The sequence below is a fragment of the Thalassospira sp. ABD4_177 genome (assembly GCF_056160125.1).
This window is the reverse complement of the sequence record NZ_JBSWWO010000001.1, coordinates 654,716-673,424: the sequence shown is the minus strand read 5'-3', so window position 1 is coordinate 673,424 and position 18,709 is coordinate 654,716. Positions and strand designations below refer to the sequence as shown.

Genomic DNA, 18,709 nt, shown 5'->3' with positions numbered 1-18,709 from the left:
GCCAAATCAAAGAAGCGGATCAGTCGGCAAAGGATAGCTGAACCTTGACCGATTTGCTGCGGTCGCGGGCAACGTCAAACGCCTCTTTGGCAATTTCGAGCGGATAGGTCTGGGTGATGACTGGCGAAACATCAATTTCACCATGATCAATCATCTGCACAGCCTCGCCAAACTCCTCATGAAAGCGGAACGTCCCAGTTACGGTGATTTCCTTGGCAACCAGCGGGTTAAACGGCACAGGCATTTCACCGGCAACGCCGACCTGAACGAGAATACCTTGCGGGCGCAGCGTGCTGATGGCAGTGCGAAGTGCAGGCGGGGCTGCCGAACATTCCAGACAGACATCGAAATGCCCCTTGTCACGTTCGTATGCGGCCAGTTCATCAGCAGATTTTGCAATATTGATGGTGCGGGTTGCACCCATTTGACGTGCTACACCAAGGGCAAAGTCCTGTAGATCGGTGACGACGATTTCAGACGCCCCGGCGCGTTTTGCCGCGGCAGCACACAGGCTTCCGATCGGGCCAGCCCCGGTGATCAGAACTTTCTTGCCGCTTAGATCACCGGCACGTGCAACCGCATGCAGGCACACTGCAAGCGGTTCTGCACAGGCAGCACGGCCAATATCCGTGCTATCGGCAATCGGATAGCATTGCCCCTGACGCACATTGACCAGATCACGGAACGCGCCCTGAATATGGGGCATCGGCATCGCCGAGCCGAAGAACTTCATGTTCAAGCAATGCTGTTGCAGGTCCTGCTGGCAATATTTGCAGGTGCCACACGGGTGGCTCGGATTGATCGCGACCTTTTGACCAACCGAAAAGCCGGTGGCATCCGGGCCAAGGGCAACGATTGTTCCAGCCGCCTCGTGACCGAGGATGATCGGTTCGCGCACGCGGATCTGACCGATCCCGCCTTCGAAATAGTAATGCATGTCCGAGCCACAGACACCGCCCGCTCCGACACGAATGAGTACTTCATCACCAACCGGATCGGTGGTTGCTTCGCTTTCGATCCGCAGATCATCTTGGCCATACAAACGGCACACACGAGTTTGCATGATTTACTCCATCAGGGACGGCAGCCAGGTTGACAGCGCCGGAATATAGGAAACAAGCAGCAGGATCAGGATATTGGTCACCAAAAACGGTGCCAGTGCCCTGATCACGGTTGTGACGGGTGCCTTTGCGATATTCGCGCAGATGAACATGCAAATACCGACAGGCGGCGTCGTCAGACCGATCATCAGGTTCAGAACAGCAAAGACAGCGAAATGAATCGGATCGACGCCGACATTGGTCGCAAGGGTCAGAAGCGGTACAAACAGAATGATCAGCGCGGCAATGGTTTCCATAAACATGCCGACAATGAGCAACACCAGATTGATCAGAAGGATCACGGCATATTTATTGTCGGTAATCGACAGTACCGTATCTGAAATCATCTGCGGGATACGTTCGGACACCAGAATCCAGCCAAACACATTTGCCAGCCCGACAAGAGCCAGAATGGCCGCAGCCGTCACCGCACTGTCGATGATGATTTTCGGCACCTTGCGCAGGGGCAGTTCGCGATAGACGAAACAGCCGACAACAAAGGCATAGACGCTGGCAATGACGGCAGTTTCAGTCGGGGTGGCAATGCCGCTGAGCAGACCACCTATAATCAGTCCGGTCATCGCAAGCGCCCAGAAGGCACCGGTAAAGGAGCGGCCCAGTTCGCCGAGCCCCTGCCATGGCTGATGGGGGAAATTGCGCCTTACCGCGATAATGTAACAGGTCACCATCATGGCAAGCCCCATCAGAATGCCCGGAATGGCACCGGCGATGAACATCTTACCAACCGAAATCCCCGAAAGCGCGCCGACAATGATCATCGGCATGCTTGGCGGAATGATCGGGCCGACAGTCGATGATGCTGCTGTTACCGCGGCTGAAAAGGCCGGGGTGTAACCTGCACGCACCATACCCGGGATCATCATGCCGCCAATGGAGGCCGCATCAGCAACCGCGGTTCCGGAAATGCCGCCAAACAGCATGGAGCCCGTCACGTTTGTCAGGCCAAGTCCACCACGCATCCAGCCAACCAAGGCATTGGCAAAACGCACAATGCGCGGCGTGATGCCCCCGCCATTCATCAGATTTCCGGCAAGGATAAAGCCCGGAATACACAGCAGGACAAAGACATCCATCCCGGCAAACAGTTTTTGCGGAATGACGACAAGCGGGATGCCTTCAATCAGGAGGTAGCACAAGGAGGAAAGCCCGAGTGTCACCGCAACCGGAAGGCCGATGACAAGGCCGAGAACGAAAACGCCAAATAGGATTGCGAGGCTCATGGGACGTCCTTTTTCGTATCTTCGGCTTTTCCGTCAGAGACGCCGGCAATAATACGGATGATGCGCAGAACCGCAAAAAGGCAGAGAACGGCAAGTAAAATGAAAACAGTCGCATGGATGAAATCCATCCGGACGCCAAGTGCCGGTGAGGTCTGAAGCACACCGATGGAAACAAACATCCATGCCGGAGACAGCAATAACAGACAGAAACCGGCCGTAAGAGCCGCAGAAATAAACATCAATGCACGCTGAACCGGCAGAGGCAGAAGGTCACAGATGATTTCGACATTGACCAGTTCACCATTGCGAAAGGACAGTCCAACACCAAACGCTGCCATAAACAGCAGCGCGTGACGGGTGAGTTCTTCTGTCCAGACCGGAGAACTGGGCAAAAAGGTCCGCGAAAAAACCTGTATCAGGACTGTGCAGATCAGAACGCCGAAAGCGGCCCCCGTTCCAACCCGACACAATGCTATGATCAACGCGTATAATCTGGCTGAAAGCACGTTACTTCCCCGTCGGAAAAGGTTCGGCCGCAATCACACGGCCGAACCGGCAGAACTCAGTTGGCGAAAAGATCTTCGACAATCGGACGGATTTCATCAGAAACGTTTGCCAAAACAGCCTCTTTGGCCTTGGAGGCAAAGGCATCCTTGTCGACTTCAACAAAGGTCATGCCCTTAGACTGAAGTTCTTTGGTCAGGCGTTCCTCGTCAGCGGTGAACAGATCACGCTCATAGGCCTGTGCGCGACTTGCGGCTTCCATAACGGCATCCTTGTCAGCATCAGACAGTTTGCCCCAAGTGATTTCCGAGATGGTCAGATAAATCCACGAGCGAACATGTTCGGTCTTGTTCACGAAGTCCTGAACTTCATCGAAACTTGCCGAGTCAATCAGAGCCAACGGGTTTTCCTGTGCGTCGATCGTGCCTGCCTGCAGAGAGGTAAAGACTTCGGAAAATGCCATCGGGGTTGGCTGCGCACCGAGCGACTTCCAGACATCAACAAACAGCGGCACGTTTGGAACACGCAGTTTCAGACCGTTCAGGTCGTCGGGTGATTTGATTTCGCGGTTGGAGGTCAGGTTACGCGGACCGCGGGCAAAATAGGCAACCGGACGGATACGGGCTTTTTCGATGATCTGCTGTTCAATTTGATCGCCGATTTCACCGCTGGCAACGGCGTCCATGTCTTCAAGCGTTTTATAGGCATAGGGCACAGCAAGAAGGGCTGCCTTTGGTGCCCAGTTCTGAAGGCTTTCGCCGGTAATTGTCATATCGACGGCACCAAGCTGCATGCCGTTGATCAGATCAATTTCCTTGCCAAGGGTTTCATTCGGGAAGACTTGAACTTCAATACGGCCATCGGTGAGGGTTGCCAGTTCCTCGCCGAATTTAACGGCGGCCTTGTGCCAGGCGTTCTGTTCATTTGCCAGATGGCCAAGCTTGATCGTCATCTCTGCTGCGATTGCAGAGTTGCTCATCAGGATGGCGGCGGCGCCGGCGAGTATCAGTTTCTTGGTTGATTGTATTGTAAGCATCTTTTCCTCCCTATTTGGTGATGCCTTAGGGTGACGGCGCAATCTTGTCTGCGTCGTCAAATAGCTCCGTTCTGGAGCGCGCAATATCAGGCAGCGTATGCAGGATTTCACGAGTATGTTCACGCATGGCTGCGCTGGCTTGTTCGGGATCACGTGATGTGATTGCCGAAACAATTCCGACGTGCTGATCAATGATTTCTTCCATCGGAAACTGGAAGTAACTGAGATACCGCACGCGATCGAGCTGGGCGCGGACATCCTCGACAATTTTCCAGGCATAGGTTTTGCCCGCGACTTCGGCGAGGCAGCGATGGAAATCATGATCAAGTTTCAGGAAAGCCCGTGCATCGCCTTTCATGGCTTTGCGTTGCTCGGTGATCAATTGTTCGAGACGGGCAAGAAAAGCAGCATCCGGTTCTTTTGCGACAAAGCCGGCAATGTCGGCTTCGATTGCTTCGCGGACGAACCGGGCATCAAGAACAGCCGCGACAGAAATTTTTCTGACATAGGTGCCGCGTTGCGGGCGGATTTCTAGCAAGCCTTCGTCGGCAAGCTTGATAAACGCCTCGCGGACGGGCTGACGGCTGACATTGAAATGTTTTGCAAGTTCAGCTTCGGACAATCGCACGCCCGGAAGCAAGTCGGTGCACACGATCCGTTCGCGAATGATGCGATGGATCTGAGTGCCGACAGCCTGATCGTGCGTGATTTCCCAATCGTTATGTGCGGGATCGCCCATCAATATCTCCTTGCCTTTTCGAGTCTTATTGCATACTACCATACTAGTCAACATAATTATGGCGCGATATTATCAAGAGCAGTTATAGTCGCTATTGCAGACTTCACGCCAATACAGAGAGAAGCACATGAAACAAACCTGGAGATGGTTCGGCCCCCATGACCTCGTGAGCATTGACGATATTTGTCAGGCCGGTGCACATGGCGTGGTTTCCGCCCTTCATCACATCCCCAGCGGCGCGGTCTGGACCCCCGACGAAATTGCCAAGCGCCATACCGAGATTGCGACCATGAAAGACGGCAGCGCATCCGGCCTGACCTGGGACGTGGTCGAGAGTCTTCCGGTTTCAGAATCGATCAAACGTCAGGTCGGCCCATGGCGCGACCATATCGAGGCCTATAAGGAAAGCCTGCGCCATCTTGCGAAATCGGGCATTCGCATTGTTTGTTACAACTTCATGCCGGTTCTTGACTGGACGCGCACCCATCTGAACTGGCGTCTGGCAAACGGTGCGACCTGCATGCGCTTTGATCTGACCGACTTTGTCGCGTTTGATCTGTTCATCCTGCGCCGTGCCGGTGCCCAAGATGATTATCCGGCTGCCATTGTTGCGGATGCCAAAACCCGTTTTGCTGAAATGCCTGAAGACCGTCGTGCGGAACTTGAACGCACCGTTGCGTTCGGACTGCCCGGTTCGGTCGAGAACCTGTCACTTGATGATTTGCGTGAACTTCTTGCGACCTATGCCGAGATTGATGCCGATATGCTTCGCGCCAATCTGGTTTCCTTCCTTGAAGAGGTTGTGCCAGTCGCGCGTGAAGTTGGCATTCGCATGTGCTGTCACCCGGATGATCCGCCTTTCGCGCTTTTGGGGCTGCCGCGCATCATGTCGACCGAGGCCGATTATGCCTTTGTCATGCAGGCCGTCGACACTCCCGAGAATGGTATCACATTGTGCTCGGGGTCCCTGGGAGTACATCCGGAAAATGACCTGCCGGGTATGATGAAACGTTGGGGTGAACGCGTACACTTTATTCACCTGCGCAATACCACACGCGAAAGTGCTGGCCTGCCGTGCAGCTTCCACGAGGCCGAACATCTGGGCGGCGATACCGACATGGTCGCCCTGATCGAACAGATCCTGCGCGAGGAAGCACGGCGCAAAGCTGCCGGTCGAGGCGACTGGGAAATTCCGATGCGCCCCGATCACGGCCAGGACATTCTTGATGATCTTAACCGCCAGGGACAGCCGGGCTATCCGGCAATTGGCCGCCTGAAGGGCCTTGCCGAGCTGCGCGGCGTAATGACCGCCCTTGCAGCCCGACTTGACCAACTTGCGGAGTAGGCAATGACACATTCCGACGCATCCGAGCCCGGGAAGGGCTTGCCAATCGAAGGGGCCGGTATTGTGCATATCGGCATTGGTGCTTTCCACCGCGCCCATCAGGCGGTTTATACCCATGATGCAATGGCACAGCAGGGCGGTGACTGGCATATTATTGGTGTTAGCCTGCGCAGCACAGACATCGTCGATGCGCTCAATGCGCAAGATTGTGGCTTTAGCGTCATCGAACGCCATCCCGATGGGCCAAAGGCGCGCAAGATTACCAGCATGACGCATGCCATTGCCGCTGCGCGCGATGTGGCACCGGTGATTGCCGCCCTTGCCAATCCGGCGATCCGGATTGTCACCATTACGGTCACCGAAAAGGCCTATGGCATTGATCGCGTATCGGGAAAGGTTCAGCGTGATCACGCTGCCATCAAACATGATCTTGAAAATCCTGCTGCTCCATCGGGGTTGGTCGGCATTCTGGTTGCCGGGCTCAAACGCCGCAAGGATGCCAGTCTGCATCCCTTCACCATTGTTTCGTGCGACAATCTTCCGGCCAATGGTCATCTGTTACGCGCCGGTGTGATTGATTTTGCCCAGCAGATTGATCCGGACCTTGGTCAATGGATTCTTGAACACGTGTCCTTCCCTTCGACCATGGTCGATCGGATCACACCCGCCGCAACAGCACAAACATTTGCCGACGCCAAGCGCCTGACAGGCCATGACGATCCGGCGGCAATCGAAACCGAACCGTTTTCGCAATGGGTGATCGAGGATGATTTTCCCGAAGGCCGCCCAGCGTGGGAACAGGCCGGTGCCATCCTTGTAAAGGATGTCGAACCCTATGAATTGATGAAGCTTCGGATGCTTAATGGCAGTCATTCGCTGATTGCCTATGTCGGGCAGATGGGCGGCTATCAATATGTCCGCGATGCGATGTCAAACGACATGTTTGCCAAACTGGTTGCGCGGCATATGGAAAATGCCGCGGCGACCATGCCGCCCTTGCCGGGTATTGATTTTGCCGACTACGGGGCGGAACTGGTGGCGCGTTTCCGCAACCCTGAAATCGCGCATGAAACCCGCCAGATTGCAATGGACGGCACCGAAAAACTGCCGCAGCGAATTTTTGCCCCCGCTTTGCAGATGCTTGGTACGCCTGAACAGCTTGGTACTTTTGCGCTGTGCTTTGCCGCATGGCTTGCCGTCATGCGCACACGGATTAACGAGGCGGATGCCAGCGGGGCCGCGCAAACCCTTAACGATCCGCGCGCAGAAGACATTGTTGCTGCCCTTGGCGATAATCAGGAGGCGTCAGCCATTTATGACCGGCTGGCACATATGCAAGGCTGGATGCCCGAAGAACTCCAGGAAAGTACGCTTTGGCGTGACGCAGTAGTCACCCGCCTGTCATTACTGCTTTCGGAAGGTGCTGATCGCGCCATCGCGCAAGAGTTCGCATCATGACGACAAAACGGTTTGTTTCCTGCGGGGAATGCATGATCGAAATGGCTGGCGGTGCGGATGGCCGGTGGAAAATGGGTATTGCCGGCGATACGTTAAATACCGCGTGGCACTTCCGGCATGCGACAACGGCAGACGACTGGCATATCAGATATGTCACGGCTCTCGGCGATGATCGCTATTCCGACCGGATTGTAAAATTCATTGCCGAAGCCGGAATTGATGTCAGCGCCATTCAGCGTCTGTCTGGCAAACGGCCGGGTCTGTATCTGATTGATCAGGAAGACGGTGATCGCGTTTTCACCTATTGGCGTGAAAATTCGGCGGCGCGACAAATGGCAGATGATATTGCGTTACTTGCCCGCAATGTGCGTGATGCCGATGTCATTTACCTGTCGGGCATTACGCTTGCCATTCTTGGCCAAGATAGACGTGCCGCGATGATCGATCTGCTTGGAGATCTTTCGCAACACAGCCAGATTGCATTTGATCCCAACATCCGCCCGGCTTTGTGGGAAAGCCCGGAGGTTTGTGCAAAGGTGATTACCGAAGTCGCGGCAATATCAGACATTGTCCTGCCCAGTTTTGATGACGAGGCCAGTTTGTTCGGGGACGGTTCAGCGAAAGAAACCGTCATGCGCTATCGCGATCTTGGCGTGGCTGAGGTGGTGGTCAAGAACGGCAAGGACGCATGCTGGTTCTCAAACGGTGACACCCCGCAAAGCATCGAGACACCGACGGTGAATGATGTTGTAGATGCAACCGGTGCCGGAGACTCGTTTAATGCGGCCTTTCTTGCCGCACGACTGGACGGCGCGGAGATTGCCGATGCCATCCGGGCTGGTCAGACACTTTCGGCAAAGGTCATCCAGGTCCACGGGGCGTTGATTGACACACACCGAGATCCCGAATGACTGCACTTGTCGGCGAGGTCGATGATGTCAGCCTGCGTATCTGAAACACCAATGTGACCGCCCGTTCATAAAGCGGGTTCTGCTTGCGTCACAATGTCACTTGCGGCAGGCCGAAGCCTTGTTCGAGGACTTCGCCAGCCGTCAGGCAGATGTCCTCGCGCCAGGGCGCGCTGACGAGCTGGACGCCGGACGGGATGGTGTTTTCAACGCCGGAGCAGATCGAGATCGCTGGCAGGCCGAGCAGCGGGATGGCGATTTGCGGGAGTTGGGATTCCCAGAGACGGGCGATGGTTTCCGAGCCTTCGAGGTCTTCGTCCTTGCGGAAGGGCAGCTCGGCCGAGACCGGCATCAGCACCACCGGATAGTTTTCCAAAAACGCCCGCCAGGCGCGAATAAGTGCGGAGCGGCGCAGGAAGAGCTGGCTGAAGGCGGCTGCATCAATGTTTGCTGCTCGGTCGGCATAATGTTCGAGCAGGGCAATTGCGCCCGGGTCATCTTCCTTGCGCGCGGCATCGAGTTTTGTCGCGTGATCGTCAGACAGCCAGAGGTCGATTTGCAGCTGCACGGCTTCGCGAATTTCCGGAATGTCGGGGGTATCGACGGTCCAGCCCGCCGAACGGAAAATTTCAGCTGCACGTTCAAGATCAGCCACGATGCGGGGATCGGTATTGATGCCGCCCGGATGGGTGACCAGCGCAACCCGCTTGGCAAAGTCCGGACCGCGGAGCGGCATCGACACACTCCAGGCGTCTTCGGGGGCGTAGCCCGCCATGCCTTCAAGCCCAAGCCGGAGATCATCGACACTGCGGGCAAGCGGGCCGGATACCGCCATCAATTGTGCACCAATCGGGCGATCACCACCGGTCTGGTTGAACATCGGAATGCGGCCATGGGTCGGGCGCAATCCCTGAATACCGCAGGCATAGGCCGGATAACGCACGGAACCGGCGATATCGGTGCCGTGGCCAATATGGCCAAGACCGGCCGAGGTCGCAGCCCCGGCCCCGCCCGATGACCCGCCCGGGGTGAGGGCCGGGTTATGGGGATTAAGGGTCGTGCCGTGCATTTTATTGGAGGTAAACCAGCGGTACGAAAAGGCCGGCGTGTTGGTGCGCCCGATGACAATCGCGCCCTTGTCGCGCATGTTGCGCAAAAACGGGCTGTCCTGGGTTGCGATCAGATCAGCGGCCAGCATCGTACCGTTGGTGGTGGCATAGCCTGCCTGATCGGAGATCACCTTGATCGTGACCGGAACCCCGGCCAGCGGGCCGACCGGATCGCCCGCGGCAATGCGGGCATCAAGATGTTCGGCATCTTTCATCGCCTCTGCCGCGCAATCCTGCACGATGGCATTGATGCCCGGATTGATGCGCGCCACACGATCAAGTGTTGCACGAATGACCGAGGTCGCGCTGAGCTCGCCCGCTTTGATGCGACGGGCCAATTCACGGGCGGAAAGGGAATTCGGATCAATACTCATGTGGGGCGCTACCTTTGCTGGTTAAGCCGATAGGGGCACGAGTTGGAGTTGGGTGCGGCGGATGGACAACACCGTCGTTTGCGGTGCGCAGATGCTGGCGACATGCGGGGTGACGAAAACCTTGGGATGGGACCAGACCGGATGTTCGGGCGGCAGGGGTTCGGGATCGAAAACGTCCAGCGACGCGCCCGACAGATGGCCACGATCAAGGGCATCGATCAGGGCGGCCTCATCAACCTGCCCGCCGCGACCCAGATGGATCAGGGCCGCCCCCTTGGGCAATTTTGCCAGTGTTTCCGAACCAAACAATCCGTGGGTCTGTTCGGTCAGGGGCAGGACATTGATCAGGATATCGCTTTGGGCAAGGAAATCATCAAACGAACCGGCGGTGTAATGGGTCACCCCATCCATGGACGGGTGCGGCATGGAGCGGGAATAGCTTGCCACTGGATAGCCAAGCGCAACCAGCCCCTTGGCCACCGCCCGGCCCATATGGCCAAACCCGGCAACCCCGATCCGGCGGGACTGGGGGGAAAGACCCGTCAGGTGGCGTTCCCAATGGGCGACTTTCTGATTGGCGAGGTAATTGCCCATATTGCGATGATGCCAAAGCACATGGAAGGCGGCGAAGCCTGCCATCTGACGCGCCTGATCGGGGTCTTCGACCCGATGAACCGGCAAGTTCGGTGGCCGCGACGGGCACGCCATGATCGCATCGACCCCGGCCCCGATGGAATAGACTGCCTTGAGATTGGGATAGGCGACAAAGGCATCATCGGCCGGGATGAAAGTGACCATGAAGCTGACATCTTCGGGCCGGTCGATTTCATCAGGCAGGCGGAGGTCAAGCTCGGGCGCCAAGGCCTCGAAATGCGGGCCATAAATGCCCCGCAAATCGAGCCTGCTACAGGAAAGAACGCCAATCATGCCATGGCTTCTTCCGGTTGGGCCCAGTCCGCCCCCGGCACAGCGGCGAGAAGCTGACGGGTGTATTCCTGCTGCGGGTTCAGGAAGATGTCCTCGACCCGGCCGATTTCAACCAAGCGGCCCTTTTGCATCACCGCAATCCGGTCACAGAGTTGGGCTGCGACGCGAAGGTCATGGGTAATAAACAGGATGGAAAGCGACAGCTTTTCACGCAGGTCGCGCAACAGATCAAGGACCTGTGCCTGAATCGACACATCAAGGGCCGAGACGGCCTCATCGGCGATGATCAGTTCCGGTTCCATGGCAAGCGCACGGGCAATGCCGATACGCTGACGCTGCCCGCCGGAAAATTCGTGCGGATAGCGCATGGCGGCATCCGCCCCAAGCCCGACGATTTCGAGCAGTTCGCGGGCTTTGGCCTGTGCGTCTTCTTTCGGCACGCCACGATTGATCGGCCCATCGGTGAGTGCGCCCATGATCCGCTGACGCGGATTGAGCGAGGCATAAGGATCCTGAAACACCATCTGGACCTTGTTGCGCTGCTTGCGGAGTTCTTCTTCAGACAATGCCGCCAGATCAACACCGCCAACCATGACATGGCCGCCATCAGGCGTCACCAGACGCACCGCCGTTCGGCCCAAAGTCGACTTGCCCGAGCCGGACTCACCGACCAGACCAAGCACCTCGCCACGAGCAACGGTAAGCGACACGTCATCCACCGCATGGACTTCGCGCACAGGCTTGAACAGCCCACCACCCGTCCGGAAGGTTTTGCGCAGATTTTTGATTTCAAGCGCAGGTGTCTCGCTCAGTTCGCGTGCTTCTGGTAATTTTCCGGTCGGAATCGCATCGAGCAGGCGTTTGGTGTATTCGTGCTGCGGATTATCAAGAACAGAACTTGCATCGCCACGTTCGACAACCTTGCCTTCGCGCATGACGATGACCTGATCGGCGATTTCGGCGACCACGCCAAAGTCATGGGTGATGAACATCACCGCCATGCCACGGCGTTTGCGCAGATCCAAAATCAGCTTGAGGATCTGGGCCTGTGTCGTGACATCAAGGGCGGTTGTCGGCTCATCGGCGATCAGGAGTTTCGGCTCCAACGCCAAGGCCATGGCGATCATTGCGCGTTGACGTTGCCCGCCGGAAAGCTGGAACGGATAGGCGCGGATGATTTTTTCCGGGTCGGGCAGGCCGACCTCACGCACGAGGTCGAGTGCGCGTTTGCGCCGTTCGGCCTGAGTATACAGACCATGGGCGGCAAAAACCTCGGAAATCTGATCGCCAATGCGCATCAGCGGGTTCAGGGCCGTCATCGGTTCCTGGAAGATCATGGCGATCTGTGCGCCACGCAGGGCCTGTTTGTCAGCCTCGGACAGACGCAGAACGTCACGTGATTCAAACAGAGCGCGGCCGGATTTGACGTCAACGCCTTGGGGCAAAAGCCCCATCAGAGCATTGGCCGTCATCGACTTGCCCGAGCCGGACTCGCCCACCACACAGAGGATTTCACCCTTGTTGATGGTCAGGCTGACATTTTCGACCGCGAAGGGACGATCGGCCCCTTCGGGCAGACCAATGGTCAGCCGTTCAACTGTCAGTGTCTCACTCATGCTTTGCCCTTTCGCGACAGATGCGGATTGAAGGCATCATTGAGCCCCTCACCAATCAGGTTGAGTGCAAGAACAGTGATGACGATGGCAATGCCCGGGAAGAAGCTGAGCCACCAGCTGGTCCGAATGACCGTCCGGGCCGCCCCAATCATGTAGCCCCACGACATGGCATTGGGATCACCAAGCCCCAGGAACGAAAGCGAGCTTTCGAGCAGGATCGCGGTTGCGACCATCAGGGATGCCATCACAATGATCGGGGAGACCGTATTGGGCAGCACCTGACGGATCAGAATGCGCGGCTTGGACAAACCGGCAAGCCGCGCGGCATCAACGAATTCGCGGGTGCGGACTGACATCACCTCTGCCCTGACAAGGCGGGCGACCGGTGGCCAGCTGACGATTGCGATGGCCAGCGTGATGGAGAACAGGGTCGGTTCGAAAATCGCCACCAGCACGATGGCCAGCGCGAAGTTCGGGATGGTCTGGAAAAACTCGGTGAAGCGCATCGCACCTTCATCGACATGCCCCCCATAGAACCCGGCCAAGGCCCCGAGCGGCACACCGATCAGCAGTGCCACAAGGGTTGAAACCAGCCCAACCAGAAGGGAGACCTGCGCGCCATAAGCCAGCTGGGCGGCAACATTACGGCCCAGCGTGTCGGTGCCCAAGGGCAAACCATCAACGGCAAACGGGGCGAGGAACGGGCGCTGGACCATTTGCCACGGCCCATCGGGGAAGAGTAAGGGGGCGATCAGGGCGATGACGATCACGGCAATCAGCATGACCACGCCGACCATGGCGCCCATATTGCTTCTGAAACGTTTCCACATGTCAGCTACGGGCTCCGATACGGGGATCGACAATGCGATAGACAATGTCGGTCACAATGTTGAACAGGATCACCATGGCGGCAGAGACGAGGAACACGCCCAAAATCGTGTTGTAGTCACGTGCAGCCAAGCTTTCGAACATCAGCCGCCCAATGCCCGGCCAGGCAAAAACGGTTTCCGTCAGAACGGCCCCGCCGACCAGCTGACCGGCCTGCAAGCCCGCCAGTGTCACCACCGGCAAAATGGCATTACGCAGGATGTGACGACGGCGAATGACCGCGTCCGACAGGCCCTTGGCCTTGGCGGTTTTGACGAAATCAAGTTGCGAAACTTCGAGCATGGAGGCACGCGCCATACGCATGTAAACGGCTGTGAAGAACAGACCCAGCGTGAGTGCCGGCAAAATCAGGTGCTGTGCAATATCGAGTGCGCGTTCAAAACCGGTGTAGTTGGCGCCGACGGTTTCATAGCCAAAGCCCGGCAACCATCCAAACCAAACAGAGAACACCAGAACAGCCATAAGGGCCAGCCAGTAAAGTGGTGTCGCATAGAATAAAAGCGCCAGTGTGGTCAGGACACTATCGGATGGCTTGCCAACGCGGGCCGCAGCAGCCACGCCAAAAGCGATGCCAAAGACCAGCGACACAACAAAGGCGGTCAGCGTCAGCAACAAGGTAGCGGGCAGTCGATCGGCAATCAGGTCAACGACAGGCGCGCCCTGGCGGAAGGAATAGCCAAGATCAAGTTGCACGATGCCAGCGACATATTTGCCAAGCTGGACATACATCGGCTGGTCGAGCCCGAAGCGTTCGCGCAGCTGTTCGATCATCTGCTCGTCGGCGGCACCGGCTTCACCCGCAAGCACGACAGCCGGATCACCGGGTGCGGCATGGATGAGGAAAAAGTTCAGAATCGCAATGGCCAACAAGGTCAGAATAGCCTTGGAGAGCCGCGATACGATCACAGCGAAAATGGTCATATGGCCCCGTGGAATCCCATATTTGAAAGCCCCGCGATCAGCGGGGTATCAGAAAAAGGGGCGGGCCGAAGGTGGCCCGCCCGCAGACTCATTTTTCAATCCAGGCGTTACGCGGACCGTCATTGATACCGATGGCCGTCGTGACCAGGTCGTTGACGTTGCAACGGTAGATCGTCGGGAAGGTCAGCTCCTGCATCCAGGCAACGGGCACGTCATCGACGATTTCCTTCTGGATTTCGAGGTAAGCTGCTTCGCGCTCTTCAGGGGTGACCATGGTTGCGGCCGCGGCCCATTTTTCATCAAGCGACGGGTTTTCATACCCCTCGACATTGTTCCACGGGCTGCCTTTCTTGATGCGATCGGCAGTATAGTTTCGCGATACACCAAGGGCCGGATCACCGTACTGATAGAGATAGGTGAAGGCCATGTCATAGTCCCACTGGGACGTTTTTTCGTTCCAGCCTGCAACGTCGGCACTGTCGATTTCGACATTGATGCCCACTTCGCTGAGGTTCTGACGCACGGCTTCGGCCCAACGCTGCCAGGTTTCACCGTATGGCAGCGGCAGGATGCTGACCGGTTCACCGTCATAGCCCATTTCGGCCAGTAGTTCCTTGGCCTTGTCCGGGTTGTGATCATAAATGGTCACATCATCGGAATAGAAGTTGGTTCTGGACGAAACCGGGCCGGTCGCGACCTTGCCATAACCGTTCCAGACCACGTCCTTCATGAATTCACGATCCATGGCGTACATGACAGCCTGACGGAACTTCTCGTTTGCGGTAGGACCTTCGCGGTTGTTCAGCCACATCCAAGCGTGCGGCGCGAAGAATTCCCAGCCCTTTTCAGTAACACAAACGCCGTCCATTTCGGCCAGACGCGGGATATCCCAGTTTTCAACCGAGCCACCCGGAAGAACGTCAACTTCGCCGGTTTCAAACGCCACAGCACGGGCCGCAGCATCCGGAATCACGCGATAGAAGACTTCGTCAAGATAGGGCAGGCCATCAACATAGTAGTCCTCGTTTTTCACGAGGTGGATGTGGCTGCCTTTGACCCATTCGTCAAACTTGAATGGACCGGTGCCGATCGGGGTGGCGTTGGCCGGGTTGTTGGCGAAATCGGTGCCTTCATAGATGTGCTTGGGCACGATCGGCATGGTGCCGGTTTCAAAGGCGTTGATGAACGGACCAAACGGCTCTTTGAGTTTGAAGACAACCGTCAGCGGATCGGCTGCGGTGATGCTTTCGACATAGGCCAGCGACGCACGCAGACGGGCATGGGTTTCACGCAGGAAAACATCGGCCGAGAAGACAACGTCTTCAGCCGTGAACGGCTCGCCGTCATGCCATTTGACACCTTCGTTAAGCTTGAAGGTATAGGTCAGGCCGTCTTCGGAGATGTCCCAGCTTTTGGCGAGGCCCGGCATCGGTTGGAGCTCAGTATCATAGCGCAGCAGACCTTCGTAGATGTCGCCCGCAACAAGCTGCGTCGGGCCGTTCTGAACGAGACCCAGCATCAGTCCCGGCGGTTCGGGCTGAACAACGATGTCAAGACGACCGCCAGCTTCCTGGGCGGCCAAAGGCGACGCCAGGGTGGCAGCGATTAGGAACGTAGTCGCTTTCAGTTTTAGGTATTTCATAGCAATCCCTGATTGTTTTCTGGATTTCAGATTTTGTTTTTATTGTTTTGCGTATTTGACCTTGGCCCAAAGCCGCCAGTGGCGGCCCCGGGATAAGGTGGAATGGATTACCCGAGGTAACCCGGTGCGCAGGCTTCCAGCCTGCGAATTTGGGCCGCCCATTCCGGGTCTGGTTTGCCCTTGTTTTCAAAAGAGTCGTACATCGATTGGTACTGGCCTGCGGTGTGTTCTGCAACCTCGTGGGAGAGCACAACCGGGGTCAGCCCCATGCCAAGAGCCGCGACCTGCGCCTTGCAGGACCGTTCAAGATTAAGGGCCAGTTTGACCGCCTCAGCCACCGAACGACCCAGCAACAACGTGCCGTGATTGCGCAGAAGCATGACCGACTTTTCGCCGAGATCGGCAACGATGCGCGCACGTTCTTCAAGGTTAAGGGCGATGCCCTCGTAATCATGAAAAGCGATGCGGTCATAGAACTGTGCCGACCACTGATTAAGCGGCAACAGGCCTTCCTTGTTCGATGAAACAGCAACCCCGGCAACGGTATGGGTATGGAGCACACAGGTCGCGTCATGACGCGCCATGTGAACCGCCGAATGGATGGTAAAGCCCGCCGCATTGACACCCGCACCATATGGATCGTCGATCACAGCACCGGTTTCATCAACGGTGACCAGATTGGCAGCAGTGACCTCGTCAAAGCGCAGCCCATAGGGATTGAGCAGGAAGCGCTGTTCGCCACCCGGCCCCGAGGGGAGCCGTGCCGAAATATGGGTATAGATCCCGTCATCCATGCCTTCGAGCGCAATCAGCCGATAGGCCGCCGCCAGGTCGCGTCGAATTTCAGAAACCGATTGCCCACTCGCACCATCACGCATTGATGCCGCCCTTTCGTATTCGTGTTGTCTTTTTTGATTTGTTCAAGGCTGCGGGATGATCGGTGCGCAGTCAAGTAAATTGTCGACAATCTACAATTCATTCCCTAGACTGTTTTAAATCATACAAATTCGTTTGGCATGGCTAACGGCCTTATTCCGTAAAACTCAGATACTTTTCTTCGGGCCCGTATATGACAGAAACACAGCCATCTTCCGGCTTCCAACAGCTTGATCGCGAGGGACTCGTACAGCGCGTCGCCAAACTGCTGAGCAAAGCGATCATCAGCGGAAAGCTTGCGCCAGGCGCACGGTTATCCGAGTCGGTGGTGGCCCGGGAATTGGGGGTCAGCCGTGCGCCGGTTCGTGAAGCGGCCCGGCTTTTGGAAAGCTCGGGGCTTGTGACGTCCGAGCCGAACCGGGGCTTTTTCGTTCGTCAGGTTTCGGCCAAGGCGCTTGATGATCTTTATGAGTTGCGGCTCGCCATTGAGACCGCCGTGATCGTGCGGCTTGTGCAAAACTGGTCTGAGGAAACCGACAAGGTGCTAAGTGCGCAGGTGCGCGAACTGCACCGCGTTGCGACCGAAGACACAGACATCTTCACCCAGGTCGAAGCCGACATGCAGTTTCACCGGCTGATGTGTACGGGCAGCGGCAACCCGAAATTCCTGACCGTGTTTGAGCAGATCGCTATCGAGACCGAGTTCAGCATCATGCTGATCGGGCAGCTTTATGATGATCCGACCCGGATTGCCGAAACCCACGAACCGATTCTTGAGGCGCTTCGTGCCCAGGATACCGACCAGGCTATTGAGGCCATCCGCTACCACCTTTGCGAGGCGCAACGCATCGTCACCAAACAGTTCCGCCTCCTCGAAGAAGGTAAGACTTCGATATGAAATGCTTCTACGCCCCCGAAACCGAAACGCATGATCCGCTGTTTCGCCTGACCCATGGCAAGATCCAGCGCAATGCCGAACAGGCCGAACGCGCGCGCCTTCTGCTGGCCGGACTTGATGCGCTTTCACTGTCGGTGACTGCCCCCGCACCTGCCCCACGTGCGGCCCTGGAAACCGTTCACACCAAACGGTTTCTTGATTTCCTTGAAACCGCCTGGGCCGAATGGCAAAAGCTGCCCGACGCGGGTCCGGAAGTCGTACCCAATGTGTTCCCTCGCACCACCACCGCGTCCTATCCCGAAACCATCGTTGGCCGTGCCGGTTGGCATATGGGCGATACATCGGCCCCGATTGGCGAACATAGCTGGCGGGCGGCCGTGCGCGCAGCCGATTGCGCCGTTGCGGCAACGGATGCCGTGCTGGCGGGCGCGCCCAACGCCTATGCGCTGTGTCGCCCGGCCGGCCACCATACCAGTGCGGAAATTGCCGCCGGTCATTGTCTTTTGAACAATTCGGCGATTGCCGCAGCACGGTTGCGCAGCAAGTATGATCGGGTTGCGACACTTGATATCGATGTCCATCACGGCAACGGCACGCAGGATATTTTCTATGACCGCGATGATGTCCTGACGGTTTCGATCCATGCCGACCCCACGGACTATTACCCGTTCTTTACCGGCTTTGCCGGGGAAACCGGCACGGGGGCCGGTGAGGGTTATAACCTCAATCTCCCCCTCCCTCGCACCACCACTGATGCTGTATGGCTTTCGGCCATCGACACCGCGTTAGCGCGCATTGATGCGTTCAAACCCGACGCATTGGTTCTGAGCCTTGGTCTTGATACCCATGAAGACGATCCGCTTAGGGGCATGAAAATATCCTGGGACGGGTTGCGCATTGCGGGTGAAAAGATCGCGGCGGCGGGCTATCCGAACGTGATCATGCAGGAAGGTGGCTATTTGTCGCCGGCATTGACCACGTCACTGACGTCTTTCCTTTCGGGCTATCTGGGGGCAAAGATACCTGTCCTTGAGCCCAATTAAGCCCGCGCTATGTAAAGCCACCGATAGCGCGTTTCGCATTGAGCAAGTAACATGCACCACACAATGGCCGCCCCACATGCGGGC

General features: G+C 57.0%; 17 protein-coding genes. 5 read left to right on the top strand and 12 right to left on the bottom strand.

Translation table 11 applies throughout. The features are described 5' to 3' along the window. Positions 1–19: 19 nt before the first annotated feature. From ACXAF0_RS03140 to ACXAF0_RS03120, 5 genes are read right to left on the bottom strand one after another with little or no spacing between them, the layout of a single operon-like run. Positions 20–1,063, bottom strand: a complete 1,044-nt coding sequence (locus tag ACXAF0_RS03140; RefSeq protein ID WP_475343628.1) for an L-idonate 5-dehydrogenase — start codon at positions 1,061–1,063, stop codon at positions 20–22. Positions 1,064–1,066: 3 nt separating this feature from the next. Continuing rightward, positions 1,067–2,341: a TRAP transporter large permease gene (locus ACXAF0_RS03135; RefSeq protein ID WP_475343626.1), complete on the bottom strand. Its 1,275-nt coding sequence runs from the start codon at positions 2,339–2,341 to the stop codon at positions 1,067–1,069. After that, positions 2,338–2,847: a TRAP transporter small permease gene (locus tag ACXAF0_RS03130; protein ID WP_475343624.1), complete on the bottom strand. Its 510-nt coding sequence runs from the start codon at positions 2,845–2,847 to the stop codon at positions 2,338–2,340. Before ACXAF0_RS03130 ends, ACXAF0_RS03135 begins: the two co-directional genes overlap by 4 nt. 56 nt (positions 2,848–2,903) lie before the next feature. Continuing rightward, complete coding sequence (locus ACXAF0_RS03125) at positions 2,904–3,881, bottom strand: TRAP transporter substrate-binding protein (protein WP_475343622.1); 978 nt, start codon at positions 3,879–3,881, stop codon at positions 2,904–2,906. A 25-nt stretch (positions 3,882–3,906) separates the two neighbouring features. Further along, entirely contained in the window at positions 3,907–4,620 is a 714-nt protein-coding gene (locus ACXAF0_RS03120) for a GntR family transcriptional regulator (RefSeq protein ID WP_475343621.1), read from the bottom strand. A gap of 127 nt (positions 4,621–4,747) precedes the next feature. Between ACXAF0_RS03120 and uxuA the strand changes: the two genes are divergently transcribed. Genes uxuA through ACXAF0_RS03105 form a run of 3 tightly spaced genes read left to right on the top strand, consistent with a single transcriptional unit; the run spans position 4,748 to position 8,334 of the window. Beyond that, positions 4,748–5,965 (top strand): mannonate dehydratase, encoded by a 1,218-nt coding sequence (uxuA, locus tag ACXAF0_RS03115; RefSeq protein WP_475343620.1) that lies wholly within the window; start codon positions 4,748–4,750, stop codon positions 5,963–5,965. A gap of 3 nt (positions 5,966–5,968) precedes the next feature. Continuing rightward, entirely contained in the window at positions 5,969–7,423 is a 1,455-nt protein-coding gene (locus ACXAF0_RS03110; protein WP_475343617.1) for a mannitol dehydrogenase family protein, read from the top strand. Next, positions 7,420–8,334: a sugar kinase gene (locus ACXAF0_RS03105; RefSeq protein ID WP_475343613.1), complete on the top strand. Its 915-nt coding sequence runs from the start codon at positions 7,420–7,422 to the stop codon at positions 8,332–8,334. The genes ACXAF0_RS03110 and ACXAF0_RS03105 overlap by 4 nt, the downstream gene beginning before the upstream one ends. 88 nt (positions 8,335–8,422) lie before the next feature. Here ACXAF0_RS03105 and ACXAF0_RS03100 read toward each other — a convergent pair whose 3' ends face one another. The 7 genes from ACXAF0_RS03100 to ACXAF0_RS03070 all read right to left on the bottom strand — a co-directional run bounded on the left by ACXAF0_RS03100 (position 8,423) and on the right by ACXAF0_RS03070 (position 16,686). After that, positions 8,423–9,814 carry an amidase family protein gene (locus tag ACXAF0_RS03100; protein ID WP_475343610.1) on the bottom strand — a complete coding sequence of 464 codons (1,392 nt, stop codon included), beginning with the start codon at positions 9,812–9,814 and terminating at the stop codon, positions 8,423–8,425. Between the two features lie 21 nt (positions 9,815–9,835). Further along, positions 9,836–10,741 carry a 2-hydroxyacid dehydrogenase gene (locus ACXAF0_RS03095; protein ID WP_475343609.1) on the bottom strand — a complete coding sequence of 302 codons (906 nt, stop codon included), beginning with the start codon at positions 10,739–10,741 and terminating at the stop codon, positions 9,836–9,838. Next, positions 10,738–12,357 (bottom strand): ABC transporter ATP-binding protein, encoded by a 1,620-nt coding sequence (locus ACXAF0_RS03090; RefSeq protein ID WP_475343606.1) that lies wholly within the window; start codon positions 12,355–12,357, stop codon positions 10,738–10,740. Before ACXAF0_RS03090 ends, ACXAF0_RS03095 begins: the two co-directional genes overlap by 4 nt. Beyond that, a complete protein-coding gene (locus ACXAF0_RS03085; RefSeq protein ID WP_475343605.1) occupies positions 12,354–13,187 on the bottom strand; it encodes an ABC transporter permease in 834 nt (277 codons plus the stop codon). The genes ACXAF0_RS03090 and ACXAF0_RS03085 overlap by 4 nt, the downstream gene beginning before the upstream one ends. A 1-nt stretch (position 13,188) precedes the next feature. Further along, positions 13,189–14,166, bottom strand: coding sequence for an ABC transporter permease (locus ACXAF0_RS03080; RefSeq protein WP_475343602.1), 978 nt, complete (start codon positions 14,164–14,166; stop codon positions 13,189–13,191). A gap of 88 nt (positions 14,167–14,254) precedes the next feature. Continuing rightward, positions 14,255–15,808 carry an ABC transporter substrate-binding protein gene (locus ACXAF0_RS03075; RefSeq protein ID WP_475343598.1) on the bottom strand — a complete coding sequence of 518 codons (1,554 nt, stop codon included), beginning with the start codon at positions 15,806–15,808 and terminating at the stop codon, positions 14,255–14,257. 107 nt (positions 15,809–15,915) lie between these two features. Beyond that, positions 15,916–16,686, bottom strand: a complete 771-nt coding sequence (locus ACXAF0_RS03070; protein WP_475343594.1) for a class II aldolase/adducin family protein — start codon at positions 16,684–16,686, stop codon at positions 15,916–15,918. 191 nt (positions 16,687–16,877) lie between these two features. Between ACXAF0_RS03070 and ACXAF0_RS03065 the strand changes: the two genes are divergently transcribed. Together ACXAF0_RS03065 and ACXAF0_RS03060 are read left to right on the top strand one after the other, a co-directional pair. Further along, positions 16,878–17,582, top strand: coding sequence for a GntR family transcriptional regulator (locus ACXAF0_RS03065; protein ID WP_475343591.1), 705 nt, complete (start codon positions 16,878–16,880; stop codon positions 17,580–17,582). After that, positions 17,579–18,625, top strand: coding sequence for a histone deacetylase family protein (locus tag ACXAF0_RS03060; protein WP_475343587.1), 1,047 nt, complete (start codon positions 17,579–17,581; stop codon positions 18,623–18,625). The genes ACXAF0_RS03065 and ACXAF0_RS03060 overlap by 4 nt, the downstream gene beginning before the upstream one ends. Positions 18,626–18,709 lie beyond the last annotated feature (84 nt).

Bases quoted from the DNA above. Each gene is read 5' to 3' on its own strand.
- uxuA (WP_475343620.1), top strand. From the start codon at position 4,748: ATGAAACAAACCTGGAGATGGTTCGGCCCCCATGACCTCGTGAGCATT.
- ACXAF0_RS03065 (WP_475343591.1), top strand. From the start codon at position 16,878: ATGACAGAAACACAGCCATCTTCCGGCTTCCAACAGCTTGATCGCGAG.
- ACXAF0_RS03070 (WP_475343594.1), bottom strand. From the start codon at position 16,686: ATGCGTGATGGTGCGAGTGGGCAATCGGTTTCTGAAATTCGACGCGAC.
- ACXAF0_RS03085 (WP_475343605.1), bottom strand. From the start codon at position 13,187: ATGTGGAAACGTTTCAGAAGCAATATGGGCGCCATGGTCGGCGTGGTC.
- ACXAF0_RS03110 (WP_475343617.1), top strand. From the start codon at position 5,969: ATGACACATTCCGACGCATCCGAGCCCGGGAAGGGCTTGCCAATCGAA.
- ACXAF0_RS03120 (WP_475343621.1), bottom strand. From the start codon at position 4,620: ATGGGCGATCCCGCACATAACGATTGGGAAATCACGCACGATCAGGCT.
- ACXAF0_RS03125 (WP_475343622.1), bottom strand. From the start codon at position 3,881: ATGCTTACAATACAATCAACCAAGAAACTGATACTCGCCGGCGCCGCC.
- ACXAF0_RS03135 (WP_475343626.1), bottom strand. From the start codon at position 2,341: ATGAGCCTCGCAATCCTATTTGGCGTTTTCGTTCTCGGCCTTGTCATC.
- ACXAF0_RS03075 (WP_475343598.1), bottom strand. From the start codon at position 15,808: ATGAAATACCTAAAACTGAAAGCGACTACGTTCCTAATCGCTGCCACC.
- ACXAF0_RS03095 (WP_475343609.1), bottom strand. From the start codon at position 10,741: ATGATTGGCGTTCTTTCCTGTAGCAGGCTCGATTTGCGGGGCATTTAT.
- ACXAF0_RS03100 (WP_475343610.1), bottom strand. From the start codon at position 9,814: ATGAGTATTGATCCGAATTCCCTTTCCGCCCGTGAATTGGCCCGTCGC.
- ACXAF0_RS03060 (WP_475343587.1), top strand. From the start codon at position 17,579: ATGAAATGCTTCTACGCCCCCGAAACCGAAACGCATGATCCGCTGTTT.
- ACXAF0_RS03140 (WP_475343628.1), bottom strand. From the start codon at position 1,063: ATGCAAACTCGTGTGTGCCGTTTGTATGGCCAAGATGATCTGCGGATC.
- ACXAF0_RS03105 (WP_475343613.1), top strand. From the start codon at position 7,420: ATGACGACAAAACGGTTTGTTTCCTGCGGGGAATGCATGATCGAAATG.
- ACXAF0_RS03080 (WP_475343602.1), bottom strand. From the start codon at position 14,166: ATGACCATTTTCGCTGTGATCGTATCGCGGCTCTCCAAGGCTATTCTG.
- ACXAF0_RS03090 (WP_475343606.1), bottom strand. From the start codon at position 12,357: ATGAGTGAGACACTGACAGTTGAACGGCTGACCATTGGTCTGCCCGAA.